We start from the raw sequence: 17948 nt of genomic DNA on the forward strand, positions 1-17948 counted from the left end.
AACTACGCCGAACGGTGCGATGAAGAGCCACCCGGTCCTGGCCCGCCGTGCATTCATTCTGTCGCTGCGGGAGCGGATTCTGCGTTCGGGCGGAGGCGGGGGATTCACCTTGTCCGGCGTGGAAGTGCGTGGCAACGACGTCACCGTTGACCCGTGAACTGCCATGAGCTGTCCTGCAACTTTCTATTGATCGATTCCGTCCCGTTCCGCCCGCCCGGGGCCGGCGGAACGGGAGGGCCTGTCAGTTGACCGTGAACCCTTGGCTCTTCGCGTAGTTCACCATGATGCCCTGCAGCTCGGTGGCTGCTTCGTCCCCGCTGACTTTGCCGGCGTTGATCTTGACCGTCTCGGCCTGCAGCTGCGCGTAGTAGTAGACGCTGAACGGGCTGTAATTGAAGCCCTTGTAGGCATTTTCGGCCGGGATGTAGATGTCCTTGTTTGCGGTCTGTCCGCCAAAGAAGTCCACGGCGTTGTTGGTGAATGCGTCCGACTTCAGCACATTCTGGTTGAGCGGGAAGATTGTCTGGGTCTTCCAGCCATCCGTCAGAGAGGCGTCGTCGGCGTAGAGGCCCTTGGCGACTTCGGCGGCGAGCTTCTGGTCACCGGCCTGTGAGGTGACGGCAAAGGTGGATCCTCCCCAGTTAACGGAGACAGGGTTGCTTGGATCCCATTGGGGGAGCGGCGCCGCAGCGAATGTTCCCTTCTCGTTGCCCTTGCCCACCCCTGACCCGGTGAGGTAGCCGGGAGCCCATGCAGCGGAGATGTACGTGGCGTACTTGCCGCCGATCATTCCTGAGATGTAGTCGGTGGTGAACTGGTCCTGGGTGGCAACCAGGCCCTTCTTCACGAGCCCTGCCCAGTAGTTCAGGACGTCCTTGGCCGGCTGGCTGTCGAGGTGGATGGAGATATTCTTCTGGTCTGCCAGGTCATAAGTGAAGGGAACGGCGCCCTTTTGGGCCATGAGGGCGGTCAGGGCGGCAGGGACATTGCTGCCAAGATCCCCGAATGCGGGGCCGCCGGCGTCTTTGACCTTCTGCGCGGCCGTTTCGTACTCGGCCCATGTCGTCGGCGGCTTGATACCGTACTTGTCCAGCACGTCCTTGCGGTAGATCATGGCCATGGGCCCGCCGTCGACCGGAATCGCGTAGACCGAATCGCCCTGCGAGACGTCTTTCCAGGAACCGGCACTGAAGTTTTTCTTGACGTCTCCTGCGCCATACTTGCTCAGGTCGACAAGTGCGTTCTGCAGTTCAAAACCCGTCAGCTGGTCAGCCTCGAGCATGATCACGTCAGGGGCTCCCTTGCCTGCCTGGATAGCTGTTTGGAACTTCGCGTACTCCGGACCACCCTGGCCGGCCACGGTCCAGCAGACCTGGACATCGGTGTGGGAGTTGTTGAAGTTGTCGACGACCGTGGCCATGTTGGGATACCACGCCCACACGGAGACCTTCGGAGCGTCGGCATGGACAATCTTGTTGGTGCAATTGGTGGTGTTGGAGCCCGCACTGGCGGCATCCGCGCCACCACTGCACCCTGCCAGTGTGGCGGCCAGGGCAGCGGCTGACACTGCTGCCGCGATTGCTTTCTTGTTCACGTAGTTTCCCTTCGGTCGTGCATGGACGTCGTCGTCGGAGGTAGAGCAGGCGAGGGTAGGGCGTCCTCCAGCCAACGGATGCTGGCGGGATCTGGCCGGGCTCGGTAGGGACAAGAAGAGATTCCCAAGCTTTTACATCGATGTAAGTAATCGTTGTAAATCCATGATGATGTGACCGGACTTACATGTCAAGAAGAAATTAGGCGGAGTCTTCGGCAGGCTGGATCGCTGTGGACTCCCGGCTGACGACCTTGAAACCTGCTTCAAACTCGCGGGCGGGCGTTGCTTCGGCCGCGCCGTCGATCCGCTCAAGGAGCATCGCGACGGCGGTCTCGGCGATCTCCTGCCGGCCGGGATCTATGGTCGACAACGTCGGTAGTGAATACCGGGTCTCGTCGATGTCGTCAAAGCCGATGATTGCCACATCCTCGGGGATTCTCAGTCCGGCGTCCTGCATGACACGCATGGCGCCCAGGGCGAGGGAGTCGTTGAATGCCACGACGCCGTCGAAGTCCAGCCCGGACGCCAGGACCTCCCGCATGGCCTGGGCGCCGTCGGACCGGTGCCACGACTGGACGTCGATTGCCAGTTCGTCGCGGTAATCCAGCCCGGCCTTCTGCAGGGCACGGCGGTACCCTTCCAAGCGGAGCCCGGCTGAGCCGATGACTTCATTTCGGTGGGCACCAAGGGCGAGTAGTTTCGTTCGCCCGCGTTGCAGGAGGTGTTCCGTGGCTGCTTGAGAAGCCTCGATGTTTTGCATGGTGACGTGGTCCGTGGGGCCGTGAAAGATCCGCTCACCCAGGAGGACCATGGGAGTCGGGATGTCGATGAGGCCCGCGTCCTCCTGGCTCAGGCCGAGCACGCTGTACAAGACGCCATCGACCATCCTCATCCGTGGGCCATGCAGGATCTCCAACTCGCGTGCACGTGAGCCTCCGCTTTGCTCGATGATCACGACTTTCCCGCGCTTTGAGGCGGCCGTCATGACGGCGTCGGCAAGTTCAGCAAAGTATGCGTTCTTCAAATCCGGGATGATGAGGCTGATGACGTCCGTACGGCCCGACCGCAACCCACGGGCCGAGAGATTGGGTTGGTAGCCAAGTTTCTCGATGGCTAGCAAAACCCGCTCGCGCGTCTCGGCTTTGATGTTTGGATGGTCATTGATGACGTTGGATACCGTCTTGATTGACACATCGGCCGCTTGGGCCACATCCCGCATGGTAATTGCCACTTTTCCTTCTTCCGCGCGCAAGCCGGTACCCGTCTTAACCTGCAGATTACAACGTTGGAAAGATTTTGGGCCGAAATGTCATCACTCGCGTGGCCGAGGCGTGGTCAAGCTTGGCCGAAGGGGGCGGGGCAAAAGGCGCGAACTAGTAGTTGCAGTCCCGGTAATGGGAGATGATGTCTGGATGAGTGGCAAAACTGGAGACTCCCGTCAGGACTTTTTTACCCGGTTCACCACGAGGGTGGCTAAAGTTCTTGGCCACGCCTGGGTATTCAGCGCGGCGGTAATCATTCTCATCGTTTGGGCCTTCACTGGACCACTGCTGGGATTTTCGGATACCTGGCAATTGGTCATCAATACCGGCACCACTATCGTGACGTTTCTGATGGTCTTCATCATCCAGAACACCCAAAACAGAGACAGTGCCGCCCTTCACGTGAAGCTTGACGCTGTGATGCGTGAACTCCAGATCACCAACTCCAAGCTCTATGAAGCTGAAGACGAAGGCGAGAAGGAGCTCGAGGAGCAGCGTCGACGCATCGAGCAGCAGGCCGAGTCCGACTGATCTACCTAAGTCTTGAGGTGGGGGCGGGTCCTACATTAGCCACTGGACTGAGACGTTCATGGCGAGTAGGGCATTCGTCAGCGGCGCAAGTATTGAATCGTCGGCCTCCATACGGTGCAGCGTCTCGAGGAATTCGTCCACCTGAGTGTTCGTGAACCCGCCCGCCCGGAGTTGCTGGACGGCAAGATCAGTATTTTGTTTCCGGGTGTAGCTGAATCGCGGATTTACCTCTGGCTGTACCGGTTCCGAATCCATTGCTTTTGCTTGCCCCCAACTTTTCCATGTCCGTGGGACGCTCCTCGCAAAGCGTATTCCTGCATTCCACATGCTACTATCCCGGGCTGCGTGGGGCGCACTGCCGGTACTGTATGACCAATGAAAGCTCCCTCGGAACTGGAGCAACGGCGCGACCTTAGCCCCAGCACGGGCATAGACACCTTCAACAGCGGGCACCGAGCAGCGTTCGTCTACCAGGGGGCACAATGCAGTGCAGAGGTGGTTTGCAAGGAAAGCTGATTCTTCTGCTTCTTATCGGAACGACGCTGACTTCGTGTGCGTCACAACAAGCCGGGGAGCCGCGAACCACCGCACCCATGCCTCCCCAGACGGGCCCCACGTCCCTTGTGACAACCCCTGCGCCGCCGCGGGAGATGTGCGCAGCATTCCTGCCGTCGGCTCCGTGTACCGAGTACGTCAGTACTGCCGGAACATCAGACGGCGTTGACCTGCCCTGGGCGGCATCAGGGCGACTCACGGTGCAATTGAGTTCCGTGAATGGTTCCCTCTACATCGCTGCGAAAACTCCCTGCTCGCCGATCAGCGGAGCGGCCACAATTACGGGGGACACATTGGTGGTCGGCACGCTCGGGATCGGCGCCATGGGGTGCGCCGCCGACGCCGCCACTCGGCAACAGTGGTTTGTGGATTTCCTGAAGCGACCCATTGAAATGTCATTTAGCCAGGGCTCGCTCACCTGGAAGAGCGGCTCCGACATGCTCACTTTCAAGGGAAAGTAGCCAACCCAAATCGCTCCCCTGGGGAAGGGAAGTCCGGCAGCCAATAGCATGGGTCAATGATGGATAAGTCGTCGGTTCCCGGCGGGTTGAAACACGAGGTGGCCCGTGACCCTGGCCGCGTCCACTGGATGGAGTTGTTCTTCGACCTCGTCTTTGTGGCCTTCGTTGGGCAGCTTGCCCGCGGGATCCATGGCGATCCTGGATGGGCCGAATTCGGCACCTACGTCCTGCTTTTCTTTCCGGCGTGGTGGGCTTGGGTGAACATTGTTTCCGTGGTCAACCTCCTGCCTGGTTTGTCGTCCAGGGCGCTGGGTGTCGCGATGCTCGCGGCCATGGCGGCGGCGAGCGTCATGGCCGCGGCCGCGCCCGGCGCCTTTGGCGAACGGGCTTGGGCCTTTTCGTTGGCCAATGCCGCCATTCGCGTTGTCCTGCTGGTCTTGTGGCTGTACCAACACCGCGAAAATTCGTCAGAGACTCCGTGGCGGATCTGGATCTACAACGGCGGCACGGCCTTCCTCTGGCTCATCTCGGCCTTCTTGCCTCTCCAGACCGCTGTCATTCTGTGGGCTGCCGCGATCGTCGTCGAGGTTGGCATGGTGGCGATTGGCGCCCGCCTTTGGCCCAACCGGGGCATCGGTGGCATCAACATCGAGCACGCTTCGGAGCGGCTTGGATTGTTCGTCATCATTGTCCTCGGCGAATCCATATTCACGATCGTCACTGAGGTGTCCGACGATTGGGGCCCGGGCGCGGGACTCGTCGGCGCGCTCGGATTCCTCGTTGTTGCCTTCCTCGGCTGGGCGTTCTTCCAATACGGCACCGGGACCATCACCGCGGGGCTCGAGCGGCTGCAGGCCCGGTCCGACTTCGCCGGGATCCTTCAGACCACCTTGTTCATGCCGTTTCTCCTGGTGCTGGGAGTGACTGCGATCGCCGGGGCGATCGCGACGGCCATTCCAGCACCTTATGAGCACTTGCCGTTCGGTTCCGGGATTTCGCTCGGCGGAGGCCTGGCCCTCTTCTATGGATGTAATGCGATCGTGTCGCTTCGCTACGGTCAGCCTCTACACGCAGTGCTGCCATGGGCAGTTCCTACTGTGGTGATCGCTGTCTTGCTCGCACCGGTCAGCGCTGTGGTTCCCGCCGCCGTCGTCTTGGCCCTTGCTGTGATTGTCGTGCTCCTTGTCACGGCCTACGTCGAGATTCAAAGGCGACGGAGGCACGCCCCAACTGACTGACAGTTGTTGTCGTTCTGGAGCCTCAAAACGACAACAACTGCGGGCTAGTTGGGTCAGCCGTTGATGATCTGGGGTACGCCGAGGGCTTTGAGGCCTTCGACGCCGAATTCGAGGCCGTAGCCGGATTGTTTGGCCCCGCCGAAGGGGATGCGGGGGTCGACGTTGCCGTGTTTGTTGATCCAGACGGTTCCGGCATCGAGGCGGGCGGCGACGTCGCGGGCGGCGACTGGGTCCGTGGACCAGACGGAGGCGCCGAGTCCGACGTCGAGCGCGTTCGCCTTGGCGACGGCCTCATCCACGCTGCTGTAGCGGATGATGGGCAGGGCGGGGCCGAATTGTTCTTCGGCGACGAGCGGGTTGTCGTTGTCGATGTCGGCCACGAGGGTGGTGGGATAGAAGTTGCCGGGCAGGCCCGGGTCCGGATTGCCGCCGAGCAGGATGCGGGCGCCGGAATCGCGGGCGGCCTCGACGAGGCGGGCGACGATGTCGAACTGCTGCCGGTTCTGCAAAGGTCCGAGGACGTTCGCTTCATCAAGGCCAACCCCCATTGGCATGTTGGCGGCGACCTTGGTGAGTTCGGTGCACACTTCCTCGTAGAGGGAGTCGTGGACGTAGAGGCGTTTGAGGGCGGCACAGGTCTGGCCGGTGTTGATGAAGGCGCCCCAGAAGAGGCCTTCGGCGATCGCTTTGGGGTCGGCGTCGGGCAGGACGATGCCGGCGTCGTTGCCGCCGAGCTCCAGGGTGAGGCGTTTCACCGTGTCGGCGCTGGAGCGGATGATGGCTTTGCCGGTAGCGGTGGAGCCGGTGAACATGACCTTGCCGATGGCGGGGTGGGAGGCCAGCGCCTCGCCGACGTCGCGTCCGCCGGAGACCACAGTGAGGAGGCCTTCGGGGAGTTCCTCGTTGATCACTTTCGCCAGGGCGAGGACGGACAGGGGGGTGTATTCGGAGGGTTTGACGACGACGGCGTTGCCCATGCGCAGGGCGGGGGCGATCTGCCAGATGGTGATCATCATGGGCCAGTTCCAGGGGCCGATGGCGCCGACGACGCCGATGGGCCGGTAGTGCAGTTCGGCGCGGATTTCGCCGTCGTCGACGATGGTTTCGGGGTCGAGCGGGGTCGCGGCGGTGGCGCGCAGCCACGCGGCGCAGGCGCCGACTTCGAAGCGGGCGTTGGGGCCGTTGAGCGGTTTGCCTTGTTCGCGGGAGAGCAGGCGGGCGAGTTCTTCGGCGGAGCGTTCGACGGCGTCGGCGGCCTTCAGGAGCGCGGCGGAGCGGGCGTCGTGGCCCAGAGCGGCCCACACGGGTTGGGCCGCCCGGGCTGCGGTGATGGCGGCCTCGAGGTCACCGACGGTGTGGACCGGGGCCTCGCCGACGGCGGTGTCCGTGCCGGGGTCGAGGATGGTCCGGGTTTCGCCGGTGGTCGGGGTGATTGAAGCCAGGAGGGCGTCGTAGCTTTCCAAGGGTTTACTCCACTCTGAGTTGGTAATGGTTTCGATGGACAACGTTGTAGGGTCAGACGGCCATCAGGATCATGGCGCCCAAGGCGCCCGCCGAAGAGATGGCCTCAAGCGATGCAGACCAGTGACGACGGTGTCCTCGGCCGTTTCGCCCAAGCGTTCGGGCCGCCAGGGCGATTGAGTAGGCGATGACCGCTGCCGCGAGGGCAACTGCCAGGACCGGGTTCGCTCCACCAAGTCCTGAATGCGCATGTGTTTGGTGTGCTGAACTGGATGGGGCTGTGGGAAGGGTTGTGACCAAGATGGCGAACATGGCCACCATGGACAGGGAACGGTGTATTTCCATGCCGCCGCGGCGATCCTTGGGCAGGAGCACCAACGGAAGAGGGGACGTGAGGAGCAGCAACAGGCCCCACACGACGCCCGGAACGATTCCTGGCCCGACGGTCGTATCCGCCATCGCAACGAGCATGAGTGCCATCGGTCCCCACTGGCTGAGGTTCCTGACCAGTCCTTCGCGCATCGGGCTCCAGATTCCGAGGGCGCAGCAGGCAAGCATGACTATCGAAAGGGTTGTGTGCATGTTGTTCACAAGTCGTCAGTCCCGGCGCTACAAGTCTTCTTCGTCCCCGAGGTGGACGACCGCCGGCCCCTCTTCGCCGTGCCCGATCCGCCGATACACGGCGGGGCTGCTCCGGCGGAGGCGGAACGCCCACGCGACCCCCACCAGCCCGGGCACTATGATCGTGGCCGGCAGGATGAACGTCAGCGCATTGGTCTCGTTTTGGCCGAGCAGTACGTTGAAGTTGACCACGATCAGAACGAAGATCGCCGCCAGGAGCAGGAACCCCAGGGCAGGGGCGATCACGCGGGTCCAGATTCCAGCGTCATGCCTGTTCTTGCGGAAGAATCCAATGACAGCCAGCGAGACGATCGTCATCAAGAGGACAAGTCCCATGGCGCCGTCGTTCGTCAGCCACGTGAACATGGTCAGGACAGGGTAGAGATCACCCAACGATGATCCGGTCCCCGCGATGGCGAACGCCACCGTGACCACGACGGCGATGACCGTCTGGACGATCGACCCGGCGTAGGGGGCGCCACTGTGCCGCCGTACTGCACCCAGCTTCCGGGGGAGGACTTGTTCCCGGCCAAGGGAGAAGAAGTAGCGCGCTGCGGCGTTGTGGAAGCTGACGAGGGCCGCGAAGAGGCTGGTGACGAAGAGCAGGCGGGCCACGTCGGCGAGAAGCACCCCGGCATGGTCACTGAGGAAGCCGAACATCAGGTCGGGTCCTTGTTTCGCGGAAGCGTCCACCACTGCGGACGGTCCGGTTCCGACCGCCATGGCCCACGAGGAAACGGCGTAGAACAAGGCGATGATGGCCACCGCGGTATACGTAGCCCGGGCTACGGTGTGCTTGGGGTCCTTGCTTTCCTCACCGTAGATCGCTGCCGACTCGAATCCCATGAACGCCGCGATGCCGAAGGAAAGGACCGCCCCGACGCCCGGCACGAAAAGGCTCTGCGTGCTGAGCGGCGCTCCGCTGACTCCCTCGGGGGCCACGGCAAAGGAGACGACGTCGTAGACAATCACCACAAGGAACTCCAGGCCGACGAGCACCCCGAGGACCTTCGCTGACAGGTCCACCCTGTTCACGCCGAGGAATGCGACGACGGCGATGCAGACCAGCACCGGAATCCACCAAGGGACAGTGATGCCGAAGCGTTCGTTGATCAGGCTTGAGACGGTGAAGCCGAAGAGCCCGTAGATTCCGACTTGCATCAGGTTGTAAGCCATCAGGGCCACCATGGAAACCCCGACGCCGACCGGCCGCGAGATGCCTTGCGCCACGTAGGAATAGAAAGCGCCGGCGTTGACGACGTACCGGCTCATTGCCGCGTACCCGACGGCGAACACGGCGAGGGTTCCGCCGAGCAGCAGGAAGGACAGCGGAACGCCGGTTACCCCGGTGACGGCAAACGTCGTCGTGACGCCGCCGGCGAGGACGGTGAGCGGAGCCGAGGCAGCGATGATCATGAATGTCACCGCGGGTACGCCGAGACGGCGTCGATGGTGATGCGGGTGGCCCACTTCAGTGGTCTCTTTCCCGGTTGTTAAACTCATTTCTGGGCCTCCATGTGGCAGTGGCCGCCTTCGGCGGGCTTCGACGCAGGGACGTCGAGGACGGGGCTCCGGTCGAAGAAGCCCTCGGGGCGGAGTTTGAATCCCACCGTGTCGACAGGCATGATCGGCCAGTCCTCGGGGCGGGGGAAGTGGGTCAGCCCGAAGGTGTGCCACACGACAATGTCTTGTCCATCGATGTCCCTGTCTTGGGCAATGTAGGACGGCAATCCGGCTCCTCCGGAATGCTGGTTGACGAAGTCGCCGCTGGGGTAGCGCTCATTCTCGTCGTAGCGCGTCACCCACAGATCCTTCGTAGCGAACGCTGCGCGCTGGGCGATGGATGATTGGGGGTCCGCCAGGAGCATGGGATGCCCTTGTCCGTGGAGCTTGTATCCCACGGGGTCGCCCAGGCGGTTGAGTGAGTCGGGATTGGAGATGATCCAGGCCCGTCCCGCCGCCATGTCAGACTCGCGCACGGCCTCCGACTCGCTCTTAAGCACCGTCCGACGGCGGGCGAAGGCGTTGCCCCGTTCGTTGCCTTCTCCCATCGGTACCCGGACGGCGTCCTCTTCCTCGACCCTGTTGCTCAAGCCGTCGATGGCGAAGTCCAGCCGGGCGCTGAAGAGGTGCTGGTGGAAGGGCGCCCCAAGGCCCGGGGCGAGCTCCGAGGCGTACGGGTAGCCCTTTCCGGGGTGGGCGCTCGTGAAGACGACGCCGGTGGCCTTGGCTTCGAACTCGATGGTGCCGTCAAGGTAGAGGTACCAGTAGAAGCCGTAGTCGTAGTTGCCGATGGTCGTGAAGAAACTGATGACGAGCCGGCGGTTCCGGCGAGTGTAGTTCACGCCGCTCCAGAGGTCGCTGTGCTTGGCGAGGATGCTCCAGTCCTCCTCGTGCATGCAGATGCTGTTGCGGATTTCCCGTGGCCGGCCGAACGCGTCGCTCACTACCGGGCTGAGGTAGGTGATTTCGCCGAGGCAATCGCAGCCGAGCTCGAGCGAGTTGGCGTATTGGCCCACGAGGTATTCGCCGGTATCGAAGTAGTTCTGCCAGGACCGCACAGGGGAAGGGTCGCCGTAAGGCACCACCATTTCGGCGATGGAAGCACGCTTGAGGATGCTGCGACGGCGATCGACGTCGTCGAACGCCACATTGTGCAGAACAACGCCTTCCCGGACATCGAAGCCGATGTCCAGGCTCCACTTCTCCCACTCGACGTGGTTTCCATTGCGGACGGTGAAGCTCGGACCCTCCGGCTGGGTGATGTGGATCGGCTTCTGGGTGGTGCGCATCGCTCCGGTCAGCTCCGGGTCCGTAAAGTTGCCGTGTTCTTGCGGCACCGGGACGGCCCCGAAATCCAAGACCTGGTCCACCGTCTTGCTGACGACGTCAACGTAGGCAACCAGCCCATCCACGGGGTGGGCCCAGGCGCTGTCCCCGGGGAACTCCTGGACGAAAGCCAAACCGCGCAGAATCCGGCGACCCTTCTCCTCCGGGTACTCGAAGTCCCCGGCTGACAGGGGAGCGACCCTGACTTTGCTGACGTCGAGGTTCCGGTCAGCCAAGGCCTTGAGCCACCGTTCGTCCTGCGCGAGGATCTCTTCGACCACCTCGAACTCTTCTTCGATGACGGGAAGCTCGCCCGTCACCGAGGTGTCGAGTTCAACCTTCGAGACGACTTCCTGGTGTGTGACAGAGACCACGACGTCCTGTGCCGCACCGGTTGAAACATTGTGCAGGAACGCCCTGAACCTGCGGTCCACAGCCTCCGCATTCCGTGGTGGCTCAAGGAGGCCAAGGTAGGCGATCCGGATGGATCCGTTGAAGAGTCCGGCGTCAGCCAAAATGCCCCTGACGGCCGTGATGTCTTCGGCACTGGTCAATGCAAACGGAGACAGTCCGGCAAACGCAGCCATTTCGGCGATTTCGGGAGAGGAAGTTGTGCTCATGGAAGGCCTTTGTGTGTGGCGATTTATTTTCTATGTGTGTAGAGAATAGCATCGTGTAATCTGAGTCACAACGGTTGTAGAAAAAAGATTTGGGGAAAGCGTGCCGAAGATCGTAGACCACGACAAGCGCCGGGTGGAGCTTGTCGAAGCCACGTGGCGGATCATCGCCAGCAGGGGGATAGAGGGTGCCACGATGCGCGAGATAGCAACGGAGGCAGGCTTTGCCAACGGTGCCCTCAAGCCGTATTTCCCTACGAAAGACGATCTCTTGACGTTTGCTTTCGGCCACGTCTTCAACCAGACGAACACCCGAATGAGCGATTCCACGGCCGGCCAGCGGGGCCTGTCTGCATTGCGCAGCTATTGCCACGAAATTTTGCCGCTCGACGCCGAGAGGCTCAACGAGGCGCGAATCGCGATCGCCTTCTGGCAGCGCGCACTGACGGACCCGGCGAAGGCCGCCTTGCATGATTCCTCGATGGAGCAATGGCGTGAGGCACTATTCGACAAGCTCGGTGAAGCCAGGGAACTTGGCGAACTGAGGGAGGGGCTGAACGACGACGACATCGTTGGCGGGATCATGACGTTCGCGCTCGGTGCCCAAATCACGGCCACGCTGACGCCGGAACACCACTCAGCGGATCAGCTGCGGTCCCAACTGGAGACTTATATATCGCTCATTTCATCCGAAAAAGGCGATCTCGTGCCGACGGCCGGATCGAAAGGATCCGCCTAGCGGCGCAGGGTGCTCTGCCTCGCCACGAGTTCCGGCGTGAACACCACTTGGCTGTGGACGTGACCGGGTTCGTCGTCGATTTCGTCGAAGAGGAGCTGTGCGGCACGCTCGCCGATCAGCTGCCTCGGCTGACTGATGGAGGTGAGCGGGATGCTCGACTGCGAGGCAAAATCGATGTCGTCAAACCCAACGATGGCGACGTCCTCGGGCACGCGGAGCCCGTTCGCGGCGAAGGATTGCAAGAGACCAAGAGCCAATTGATCGTTGGCGGCAAACACGGCGTCCGGGCGCTTGTCGGACTGGAGATTGGACATTAGGTCTCCAATCCGGCGCCCGCGTTCAAATTTCAGATCCGGCGTTTCGAAGAGCTGAAGCGGGACCCCAGCACGTGCTGCCGCATCGGCGGCTCCCCGATAGCGGTCCTCGACCTGCTGCAGCGTGAAAGGGCCGCCGACGAATGCAGGGCGTACCGAACCGACGCTGACGAGATGATCCAGGGCCGTGGCGCCGCCGGCAACGTCGTCCACTGATACCGAGCAGAACTGATCCGTGCTTGCGAGCCTGTCGACGAGTACTGAGGGGATGCCCCGATCGCGCATTCTTTCGAGCCGCTGAAGAACTTGTCCGAACGGAGTGATCAAAACGCCTTGGACGCGTTGCTGCTCGAACAGGTCCAGATATGCCTGCTCTCGGCCGGCGTCTTCGGCACTGTTGGCCAGGATCAGGGAGTGCTTGTGGTCTTCGGCGACGTTTTCAGCGCCCAAAGCGACATCGGTGAAGAAGGGGTTGCGCACGTCCAGCACAAGCATGCCGAGGCTCCTGGTGGATCCTGAACGCAGCGAGCGGGCTGATTCGTTGCGCACGAACCCCAGTTCCTCGATGGCAGCCAGAACGCGGGTTCGCTTGTCGAAGGACACCTGGTCCGGCCGGTTGAGGACATTCGAAACCGTACCGACCGAAACTCTCGCAAGGGCAGCGACGTCTGTCAGCTTTGCTCCCGGGCCGCTTGGCACGCTCAACCTCCCAATTGATGAATCGAATCAAATCGCTTCATCAATATTACGTGGTTCGACTGGCAATCTCCGGGATTGACTGTTGACACGCCATGGAAGCAGGCCCTACCGTGTGAATAGGTTCTTGAATGAATCGATTCAAGACGGTTTCGATTCAAGGAAGAAAAGCATTGCTGTTCGAAGACGACGCACAGGCAACAGAAGGAACAATCATGAACACCACGGAAACGGCCCTGGGCCGCCTCGGGGAACTGGCCATCGAGGTCCCGTCCTGGGCCTACGGCAATTCGGGCACACGGTTCAAGGTGTTCGGTACGCCCGGCACCCCGCGGACCATCCAGGAGAAGCTGGCTGACGCCGCGAAAGTCCACGAACTGACGGGCCTTGCACCGACTGTTGCACTGCACATCCCGTGGGACAAGGTGGACGATTACTCCGCCCTCCGCGAGTACGCGGCGGACCTTGGCATCGGACTGGGGACCATCAACTCGAACACGTTCCAGGACGACGAATACAAGTACGGCTCCCTGACGTCCTCCGATTCGGCGGTGCGTCGCCGGGCGATCGATCACCACCTGGAGTGCATCGAGATCATGCATGCCACGGGCTCCCGGGACCTGAAGGTCTGGCTGGCTGACGGCACCAACTATCCGGGCCAGGATGACATGCGCGGCCGCCAGGACCGCCTCGCGGAATCCCTCCAGGAGATCTACGCGGGCCTTGGGGATAGCCAGCGCCTGGTGCTGGAGTACAAGTTCTTCGAGCCGGCTTTCTATCACACCGACGTTCCGGACTGGGGCACGTCCTATGCACAGACGCTGGCTCTGGGGGAGAAGGCCTTCGTCTGCCTGGACACCGGCCACCATGCCCCGGGCACGAACATCGAGTTCATCGTGATGCAGCTGTTGCGCCTGGGCAAGCTGGGTTCCTTCGATTTCAACTCGCGCTTCTATGCCGACGATGACCTGATCGTCGGGGCCGCGGATCCTTTCCAGTTGTTCCGCATCATGCACGAGGTCATCCGCGGCGGCGGATTCGGAAAGGATTCGGGCGTCGCCTTGATGCTGGACCAGTGCCACAACCTGGAGGAGAAGATCCCGGGCCAGATCCGCTCCGTGCTCAACGTCCAGGAAATGACGGCCCGGGCACTGCTCATCGACACGGACGCGCTCACCGAGGCGCAGCGTGAAGGCGACGTCCTTGCCGCGAACGGCATTTTCAACGATGCCTTCTATACCGATGTCCGGCCGGTCCTGGCCGGGTGGCGCGAATCGCGCGGCCTGCCCGCGGACCCGATGACCGCGTTCAAGGCCAGCGGCTACCAGAAGAAGATCAACGAGGACCGCGTGGGCGGCCAGCAAGCCGGATGGGGCGCATAGAAAATGACTAACAAGACTGTTGAACAGCTGATCACCCGTTCCAACCGCCTGGGCGCGGATAAGCGGAACACCAACTTCGCCGGAGGGAACACCTCCGCGAAGGGCACGGAAAAGGACCCCGTCACCGGGGAAGACGTGGAGCTGTTGTGGGTCAAGGGTTCCGGCGGGGACCTGGGAACCCTGAAGGCGGACAACCTGGCGGTGCTGCGGCTGGACCGGCTGCAGGCACTCAAGGCCGTCTACCCCGGCGTCGAGCGCGAAGACGACATGGTGGCCGCCTTCGATTACTGCCTGCACGGCAAGGGCGGCGCCGCGCCCTCGATCGATACCGCCATGCACGGACTCGTGGACGCCGCGCACGTGGACCACCTGCACCCGGACTCCGGCATCGCGATCGCGACCGCCGTCGACGGCGAAGCCCTGACCTCCAAGGTCTTCGGCGAGAAGGTCGTGTGGGTTCCCTGGCGCCGCCCCGGCTTCCAGCTCGGACTGGACATCGCAGCGATCAAGGAAGCCAACCCACAGGCCATCGGCACCATCCTGGGCGGCCACGGCATCACCGCCTGGGGAGCCACGAGCGAGGAAACCGAAGCCAACTCCCTCTGGATCATCGAACAGGCCGAACGCTACATCGCCCGGAACGGCAAGGCCGAACCGTTCGGCGCCAAACTCCCCGGCTACGCCGCGCTTCCGGACGCCGAAAGGAAAGCCAAGGCAGCCGCCCTGGCTCCCGTGATCCGGGGCCTCGCCTCGGCCGACAAGCCGCAGGTGGGCCACTTCAGCGACGATCCCCGTGTCCTGGAATTCCTCGAAGGAGCCGGGCATCCCCGGCTCGGGGCGCTGGGCACCTCCTGCCCGGACCACTTCCTGCGCACCAAGGTCAAGCCCCTCGTCCTGGACCTGCCCGCCGGCGCCGGCATCCAGGAGAGCACCGCGCGCCTGAAGGAACTCCACGCCGCATACCGGGAGGACTACCAGGCCTACTACGACCGCCACGCCGTCCCCAACCGCCCCCTAGCCTCGCAAGCTCGGCCAGGGAACCCTGCGGCTGTGGGCCCAGCCAGCCCCGCCCTGCGCGGCGCGGACCCGGCCATCGTCCTGATCCCCGGCGTCGGAATGTTCTCCTACGGCAAGGACAAGCAGACCGCACGGGTCGCCGGCGAGTTCTACCTCAACGCGATCAACGTGATGCGCGGCGCCGAAGCCATCTCCTCCTACGCCCCGATCGAGGAAGCCGAGAAGTTCCGGATCGAATACTGGGCCCTCGAGGAAGCCAAACTCGCCCGGATGCCCAAACCCAAGTCCCACGCCACGCGCATCGCTTTGGTGACCGGCGCGGCGTCGGGCATCGGCAAGGCGATCGCGACCCGCCTCGCCGCGGAAGGCGCCTGCGTGGTCATCGCGGACCTCAACCTGGACAACGCCCAGGCCGTCGCGGCCGAACTCGGCGGCGACGACGTCGCCATCGGCGTGCAGGCAGACGTGACCGACGAAGCCCAGGTGCAGGGAGCCATCGACGCGGCCGTCCTGGCCTTCGGCGGGCTGGACCTGGTGGTGAACAACGCGGGCCTGTCCATCTCCAAACCCCTCCTGGAAACCACGGAGAAGGACTGGGACCTGCAGCACAACGTCATGGCCAAGGGCTCGTTCCTGGTCTCCAAAGCCGCGGCGAAGGCCATGATCGACCAGGGCCTCGGCGGGGACCTCGTCTACATTTCCTCGAAGAACTCGGTATTCGCGGGCCCGAACAACATCGCCTACTCCGCCACCAAGGCAGACCAGGCCCACCAGGTCCGACTGCTGGCCGCGGAACTGGGCGAGTACGGCATCCGCGTCAACGGCATCAACCCCGACGGCGTGGTCCGCGGCTCCGGGATCTTCGCCGGCGGCTGGGGCGCCAAGCGCGCCGCCGTCTACGGCGTCGACGAGCAGGAACTGGGCAAGTACTACGCCCAACGCACCCTGCTCAAACGCGAAGTCCTCCCCGAGCACGTGGCCAACGCGGCCGCCGTGCTCACCAGCAACGAACTCTCGCACACCACCGGCCTGCACATCCCGGTCGACGCGGGCGTCGCCACAGCCTTCCTCCGATGAGCGGAAAGGCGATCGACGGCGGCTTGTTCGCCGCGGTCGACATCGGAGCGTCCTCGGGCCGCGTCATGCTCGGCCGAGTGACCGGCGGCCCTGCGTCCGGAAAAACGGTCTCGCTCGAAACGGTGCACCGTTTCCCCAACGGCGTCGTAGAGCTCGACGGCGGACTCCACTGGGACTTCGAGGCCCTGTTCGATGAGGTGCTCACGGGTCTTGCGGCGGCCGCCGAAACGGCGGCCGCAAGCGGGGAGCGGATTGCCAGTATCGGGATCGACACGTGGGCCGTCGACTACGGACTCGTGGATGCCTCCGGCGCCTTGCGGACCCAACCGTTCAGCTACCGCGACGAGCGCGGCCGCACCGCCGTCGCGGACGTCCACAGGGTGCTGGACCCGGCACGGCTCTATGCCACCACAGGGCTGCAGTTCCTGCAGTTCAATACGCTCTACCAGCTAGCCACCGAACGTGAACTGCGTGGCGTCCAGGCGTTGCTCATCCCGGACTTGATCGCTTTCACATTGACCGGGCAACGCCGTACCGAGGCCACGAACGCCTCCACCACCGGGCTTTTTGACGCCGTCGCGGGGGAGTGGGCCACCGAGTCCTTCAAGGCACTCGGCCTGCCCAAAAACCTGTTCCCGGCCATCATCCAGCCGGGCGAAACCGTAGGCACGCTGCTGCCGGAGATCGCGGCCCGGACGGGCCTCGCGGCGGAAACTGCCGTCGTTGCCGTGGGATCACACGACACCGCCTCGGCGGTGGCGGCCGTTCCGGCCCGGCAAGAAGACTTCGCCTACATTTCCTCCGGCACTTGGTCCCTCGTGGGGGTTGAGTTGGACAACCCGGTCCTGGACGAGTCAAGCCGTTTGGCCAACTTCACCAACGAGCGGGGCGTCGACGGAACCGTCCGGTACCTGCGCAACGTGGGCGGCCTGTGGTTGCTCAGCGAATGCCAACGCACCTGGGCCGCCGAAGGGCACCGGCAGGAACTCGCCGCGCTCCTGGAGTCCGCGGCGGCCCTTCCCGCCGGCGGTCCCCAAATCAACGCTGAAGATCCGGCGTTCATCGCCCCGGACAACATGCCGGACCGCATCCGGGCCGCGGTGCGCGCCGGCGGGGCCGTCCTCCCGGACCGGCCGGCCGCCGTCGTGCGCTGCATCCTGGACAGCCTCGCGGCCGCCTACGCGAGGACCCTGGCACGCGCCGAAGAGTTGTCCGGCAAGCAGACGTCGGTGGTCCACATCGTGGGCGGCGGTTCGCAGAACAGGCTGCTGTGCCAGCTCACCGCCGATGCCACCGGCAAGACGGTTGTTGCCGGCCCCGTGGAAGCAACAGCGCTCGGGAACGTGCTGGTCCAGGCCCGGGCGGCAGGAGCCGTGTCGGGAGGCCTGTCGGAACTGCGGGCACTCGTGAGGGCAAGCGTCGGGCTCGAAAGCTACGAACCGAAACTGGTATTTCACAGTCCGTAGGGCCTCTAGCGCGGACGCCCTGTTGTGCCGCAAAGCCCCTCGATAAACTTAAGGGGCGCCGAACAGACGCAAGGTTGGTTGCGGGAAA

Annotated in this window: 16 protein-coding genes; 8 read left to right on the forward strand and 8 right to left on the reverse strand. The window is 63.4% G+C overall.

Features of this window, described 5'->3' with window-relative positions; translation table 11 throughout:
- Nucleotides 1-19: 19 nt before the first annotated feature.
- On the forward strand, nt 20-157 hold the full coding sequence (locus ACFVTG_RS00555) for a hypothetical protein (protein WP_390277187.1): 138 nt from the start codon (nt 20-22) through the stop codon (nt 155-157).
- An 84-nt stretch (nt 158-241) separates the two neighbouring features.
- Here the strand turns inward: ACFVTG_RS00555 and ACFVTG_RS00560 are convergent, their stop codons facing one another.
- Both ACFVTG_RS00560 and ACFVTG_RS00565 read right to left on the reverse strand, forming a co-directional pair.
- Nucleotides 242-1594, reverse strand: a complete 1353-nt coding sequence (locus ACFVTG_RS00560; protein ID WP_390277189.1) for an ABC transporter substrate-binding protein — start codon at nt 1592-1594, stop codon at nt 242-244.
- Nucleotides 1595-1793: 199 nt separating this feature from the next.
- Complete coding sequence (locus ACFVTG_RS00565; RefSeq protein ID WP_390277191.1) at nt 1794-2825, reverse strand: LacI family DNA-binding transcriptional regulator; 1032 nt, start codon at nt 2823-2825, stop codon at nt 1794-1796.
- 181 nt (nt 2826-3006) lie between these two features.
- Between ACFVTG_RS00565 and ACFVTG_RS00570 the strand changes: the two genes are divergently transcribed.
- On the forward strand, nt 3007-3387 hold the full coding sequence (locus ACFVTG_RS00570; RefSeq protein ID WP_284752265.1) for a low affinity iron permease family protein: 381 nt from the start codon (nt 3007-3009) through the stop codon (nt 3385-3387).
- Nucleotides 3388-3417: 30 nt separating this feature from the next.
- Here ACFVTG_RS00570 and ACFVTG_RS00575 read toward each other — a convergent pair whose 3' ends face one another.
- Nucleotides 3418-3642: a hypothetical protein gene (locus tag ACFVTG_RS00575; RefSeq protein ID WP_390277193.1), complete on the reverse strand. Its 225-nt coding sequence runs from the start codon at nt 3640-3642 to the stop codon at nt 3418-3420.
- A gap of 338 nt (nt 3643-3980) precedes the next feature.
- Between ACFVTG_RS00575 and ACFVTG_RS00580 the strand changes: the two genes are divergently transcribed.
- Both ACFVTG_RS00580 and ACFVTG_RS00585 read left to right on the forward strand, forming a co-directional pair.
- Nucleotides 3981-4403 carry an META domain-containing protein gene (locus tag ACFVTG_RS00580; protein ID WP_390277195.1) on the forward strand — a complete coding sequence of 141 codons (423 nt, stop codon included), beginning with the start codon at nt 3981-3983 and terminating at the stop codon, nt 4401-4403.
- Between the two features lie 56 nt (nt 4404-4459).
- Nucleotides 4460-5641, forward strand: coding sequence for a low temperature requirement protein A (locus ACFVTG_RS00585; protein WP_390277197.1), 1182 nt, complete (start codon nt 4460-4462; stop codon nt 5639-5641).
- Nucleotides 5642-5694: 53 nt separating this feature from the next.
- Here ACFVTG_RS00585 and ACFVTG_RS00590 read toward each other — a convergent pair whose 3' ends face one another.
- Genes ACFVTG_RS00590 through ACFVTG_RS00605 form a run of 4 tightly spaced genes read right to left on the reverse strand, consistent with a single transcriptional unit; the run spans nt 5695 to nt 11139 of the window.
- Nucleotides 5695-7104: an aldehyde dehydrogenase family protein gene (locus ACFVTG_RS00590; RefSeq protein WP_390277909.1), complete on the reverse strand. Its 1410-nt coding sequence runs from the start codon at nt 7102-7104 to the stop codon at nt 5695-5697.
- A 52-nt stretch (nt 7105-7156) separates the two neighbouring features.
- Nucleotides 7157-7684 (reverse strand): hypothetical protein, encoded by a 528-nt coding sequence (locus tag ACFVTG_RS00595; RefSeq protein WP_390277199.1) that lies wholly within the window; start codon nt 7682-7684, stop codon nt 7157-7159.
- 27 nt (nt 7685-7711) lie between these two features.
- Complete coding sequence (locus ACFVTG_RS00600) at nt 7712-9226, reverse strand: APC family permease (RefSeq protein ID WP_390277202.1); 1515 nt, start codon at nt 9224-9226, stop codon at nt 7712-7714.
- Nucleotides 9223-11139 (reverse strand): primary-amine oxidase, encoded by a 1917-nt coding sequence (locus ACFVTG_RS00605; RefSeq protein ID WP_390277911.1) that lies wholly within the window; start codon nt 11137-11139, stop codon nt 9223-9225. Before ACFVTG_RS00605 ends, ACFVTG_RS00600 begins: the two co-directional genes overlap by 4 nt.
- Before the next feature lie 133 nt (nt 11140-11272).
- Between ACFVTG_RS00605 and ACFVTG_RS00610 the strand changes: the two genes are divergently transcribed.
- A complete protein-coding gene (locus tag ACFVTG_RS00610) occupies nt 11273-11908 on the forward strand; it encodes a TetR/AcrR family transcriptional regulator (protein ID WP_390277204.1) in 636 nt (211 codons plus the stop codon).
- Here ACFVTG_RS00610 and ACFVTG_RS00615 read toward each other — a convergent pair.
- Nucleotides 11905-12921 carry a LacI family DNA-binding transcriptional regulator gene (locus ACFVTG_RS00615; protein ID WP_284752258.1) on the reverse strand — a complete coding sequence of 339 codons (1017 nt, stop codon included), beginning with the start codon at nt 12919-12921 and terminating at the stop codon, nt 11905-11907. The genes ACFVTG_RS00610 and ACFVTG_RS00615 overlap by 4 nt on opposite strands.
- A gap of 212 nt (nt 12922-13133) precedes the next feature.
- On the opposite strand from ACFVTG_RS00615, the gene rhaI reads away from it, so the two are divergent.
- Genes rhaI through ACFVTG_RS00630 form a run of 3 tightly spaced genes read left to right on the forward strand, consistent with a single transcriptional unit; the run spans nt 13134 to nt 17860 of the window.
- Nucleotides 13134-14300: an L-rhamnose isomerase gene (gene rhaI, locus ACFVTG_RS00620; protein ID WP_390277206.1), complete on the forward strand. Its 1167-nt coding sequence runs from the start codon at nt 13134-13136 to the stop codon at nt 14298-14300.
- A gap of 3 nt (nt 14301-14303) precedes the next feature.
- Nucleotides 14304-16394, forward strand: a complete 2091-nt coding sequence (locus ACFVTG_RS00625; protein ID WP_390277208.1) for a bifunctional aldolase/short-chain dehydrogenase — start codon at nt 14304-14306, stop codon at nt 16392-16394.
- On the forward strand, nt 16391-17860 hold the full coding sequence (locus ACFVTG_RS00630; RefSeq protein ID WP_390277210.1) for a rhamnulokinase family protein: 1470 nt from the start codon (nt 16391-16393) through the stop codon (nt 17858-17860). Before ACFVTG_RS00625 ends, ACFVTG_RS00630 begins: the two co-directional genes overlap by 4 nt.
- Nucleotides 17861-17948 lie beyond the last annotated feature (88 nt).

It is taken from the genome of Arthrobacter sp. NPDC058127 (assembly GCF_042884555.1).
Lineage (GTDB): Bacteria > Actinomycetota > Actinomycetes > Actinomycetales > Micrococcaceae > Arthrobacter.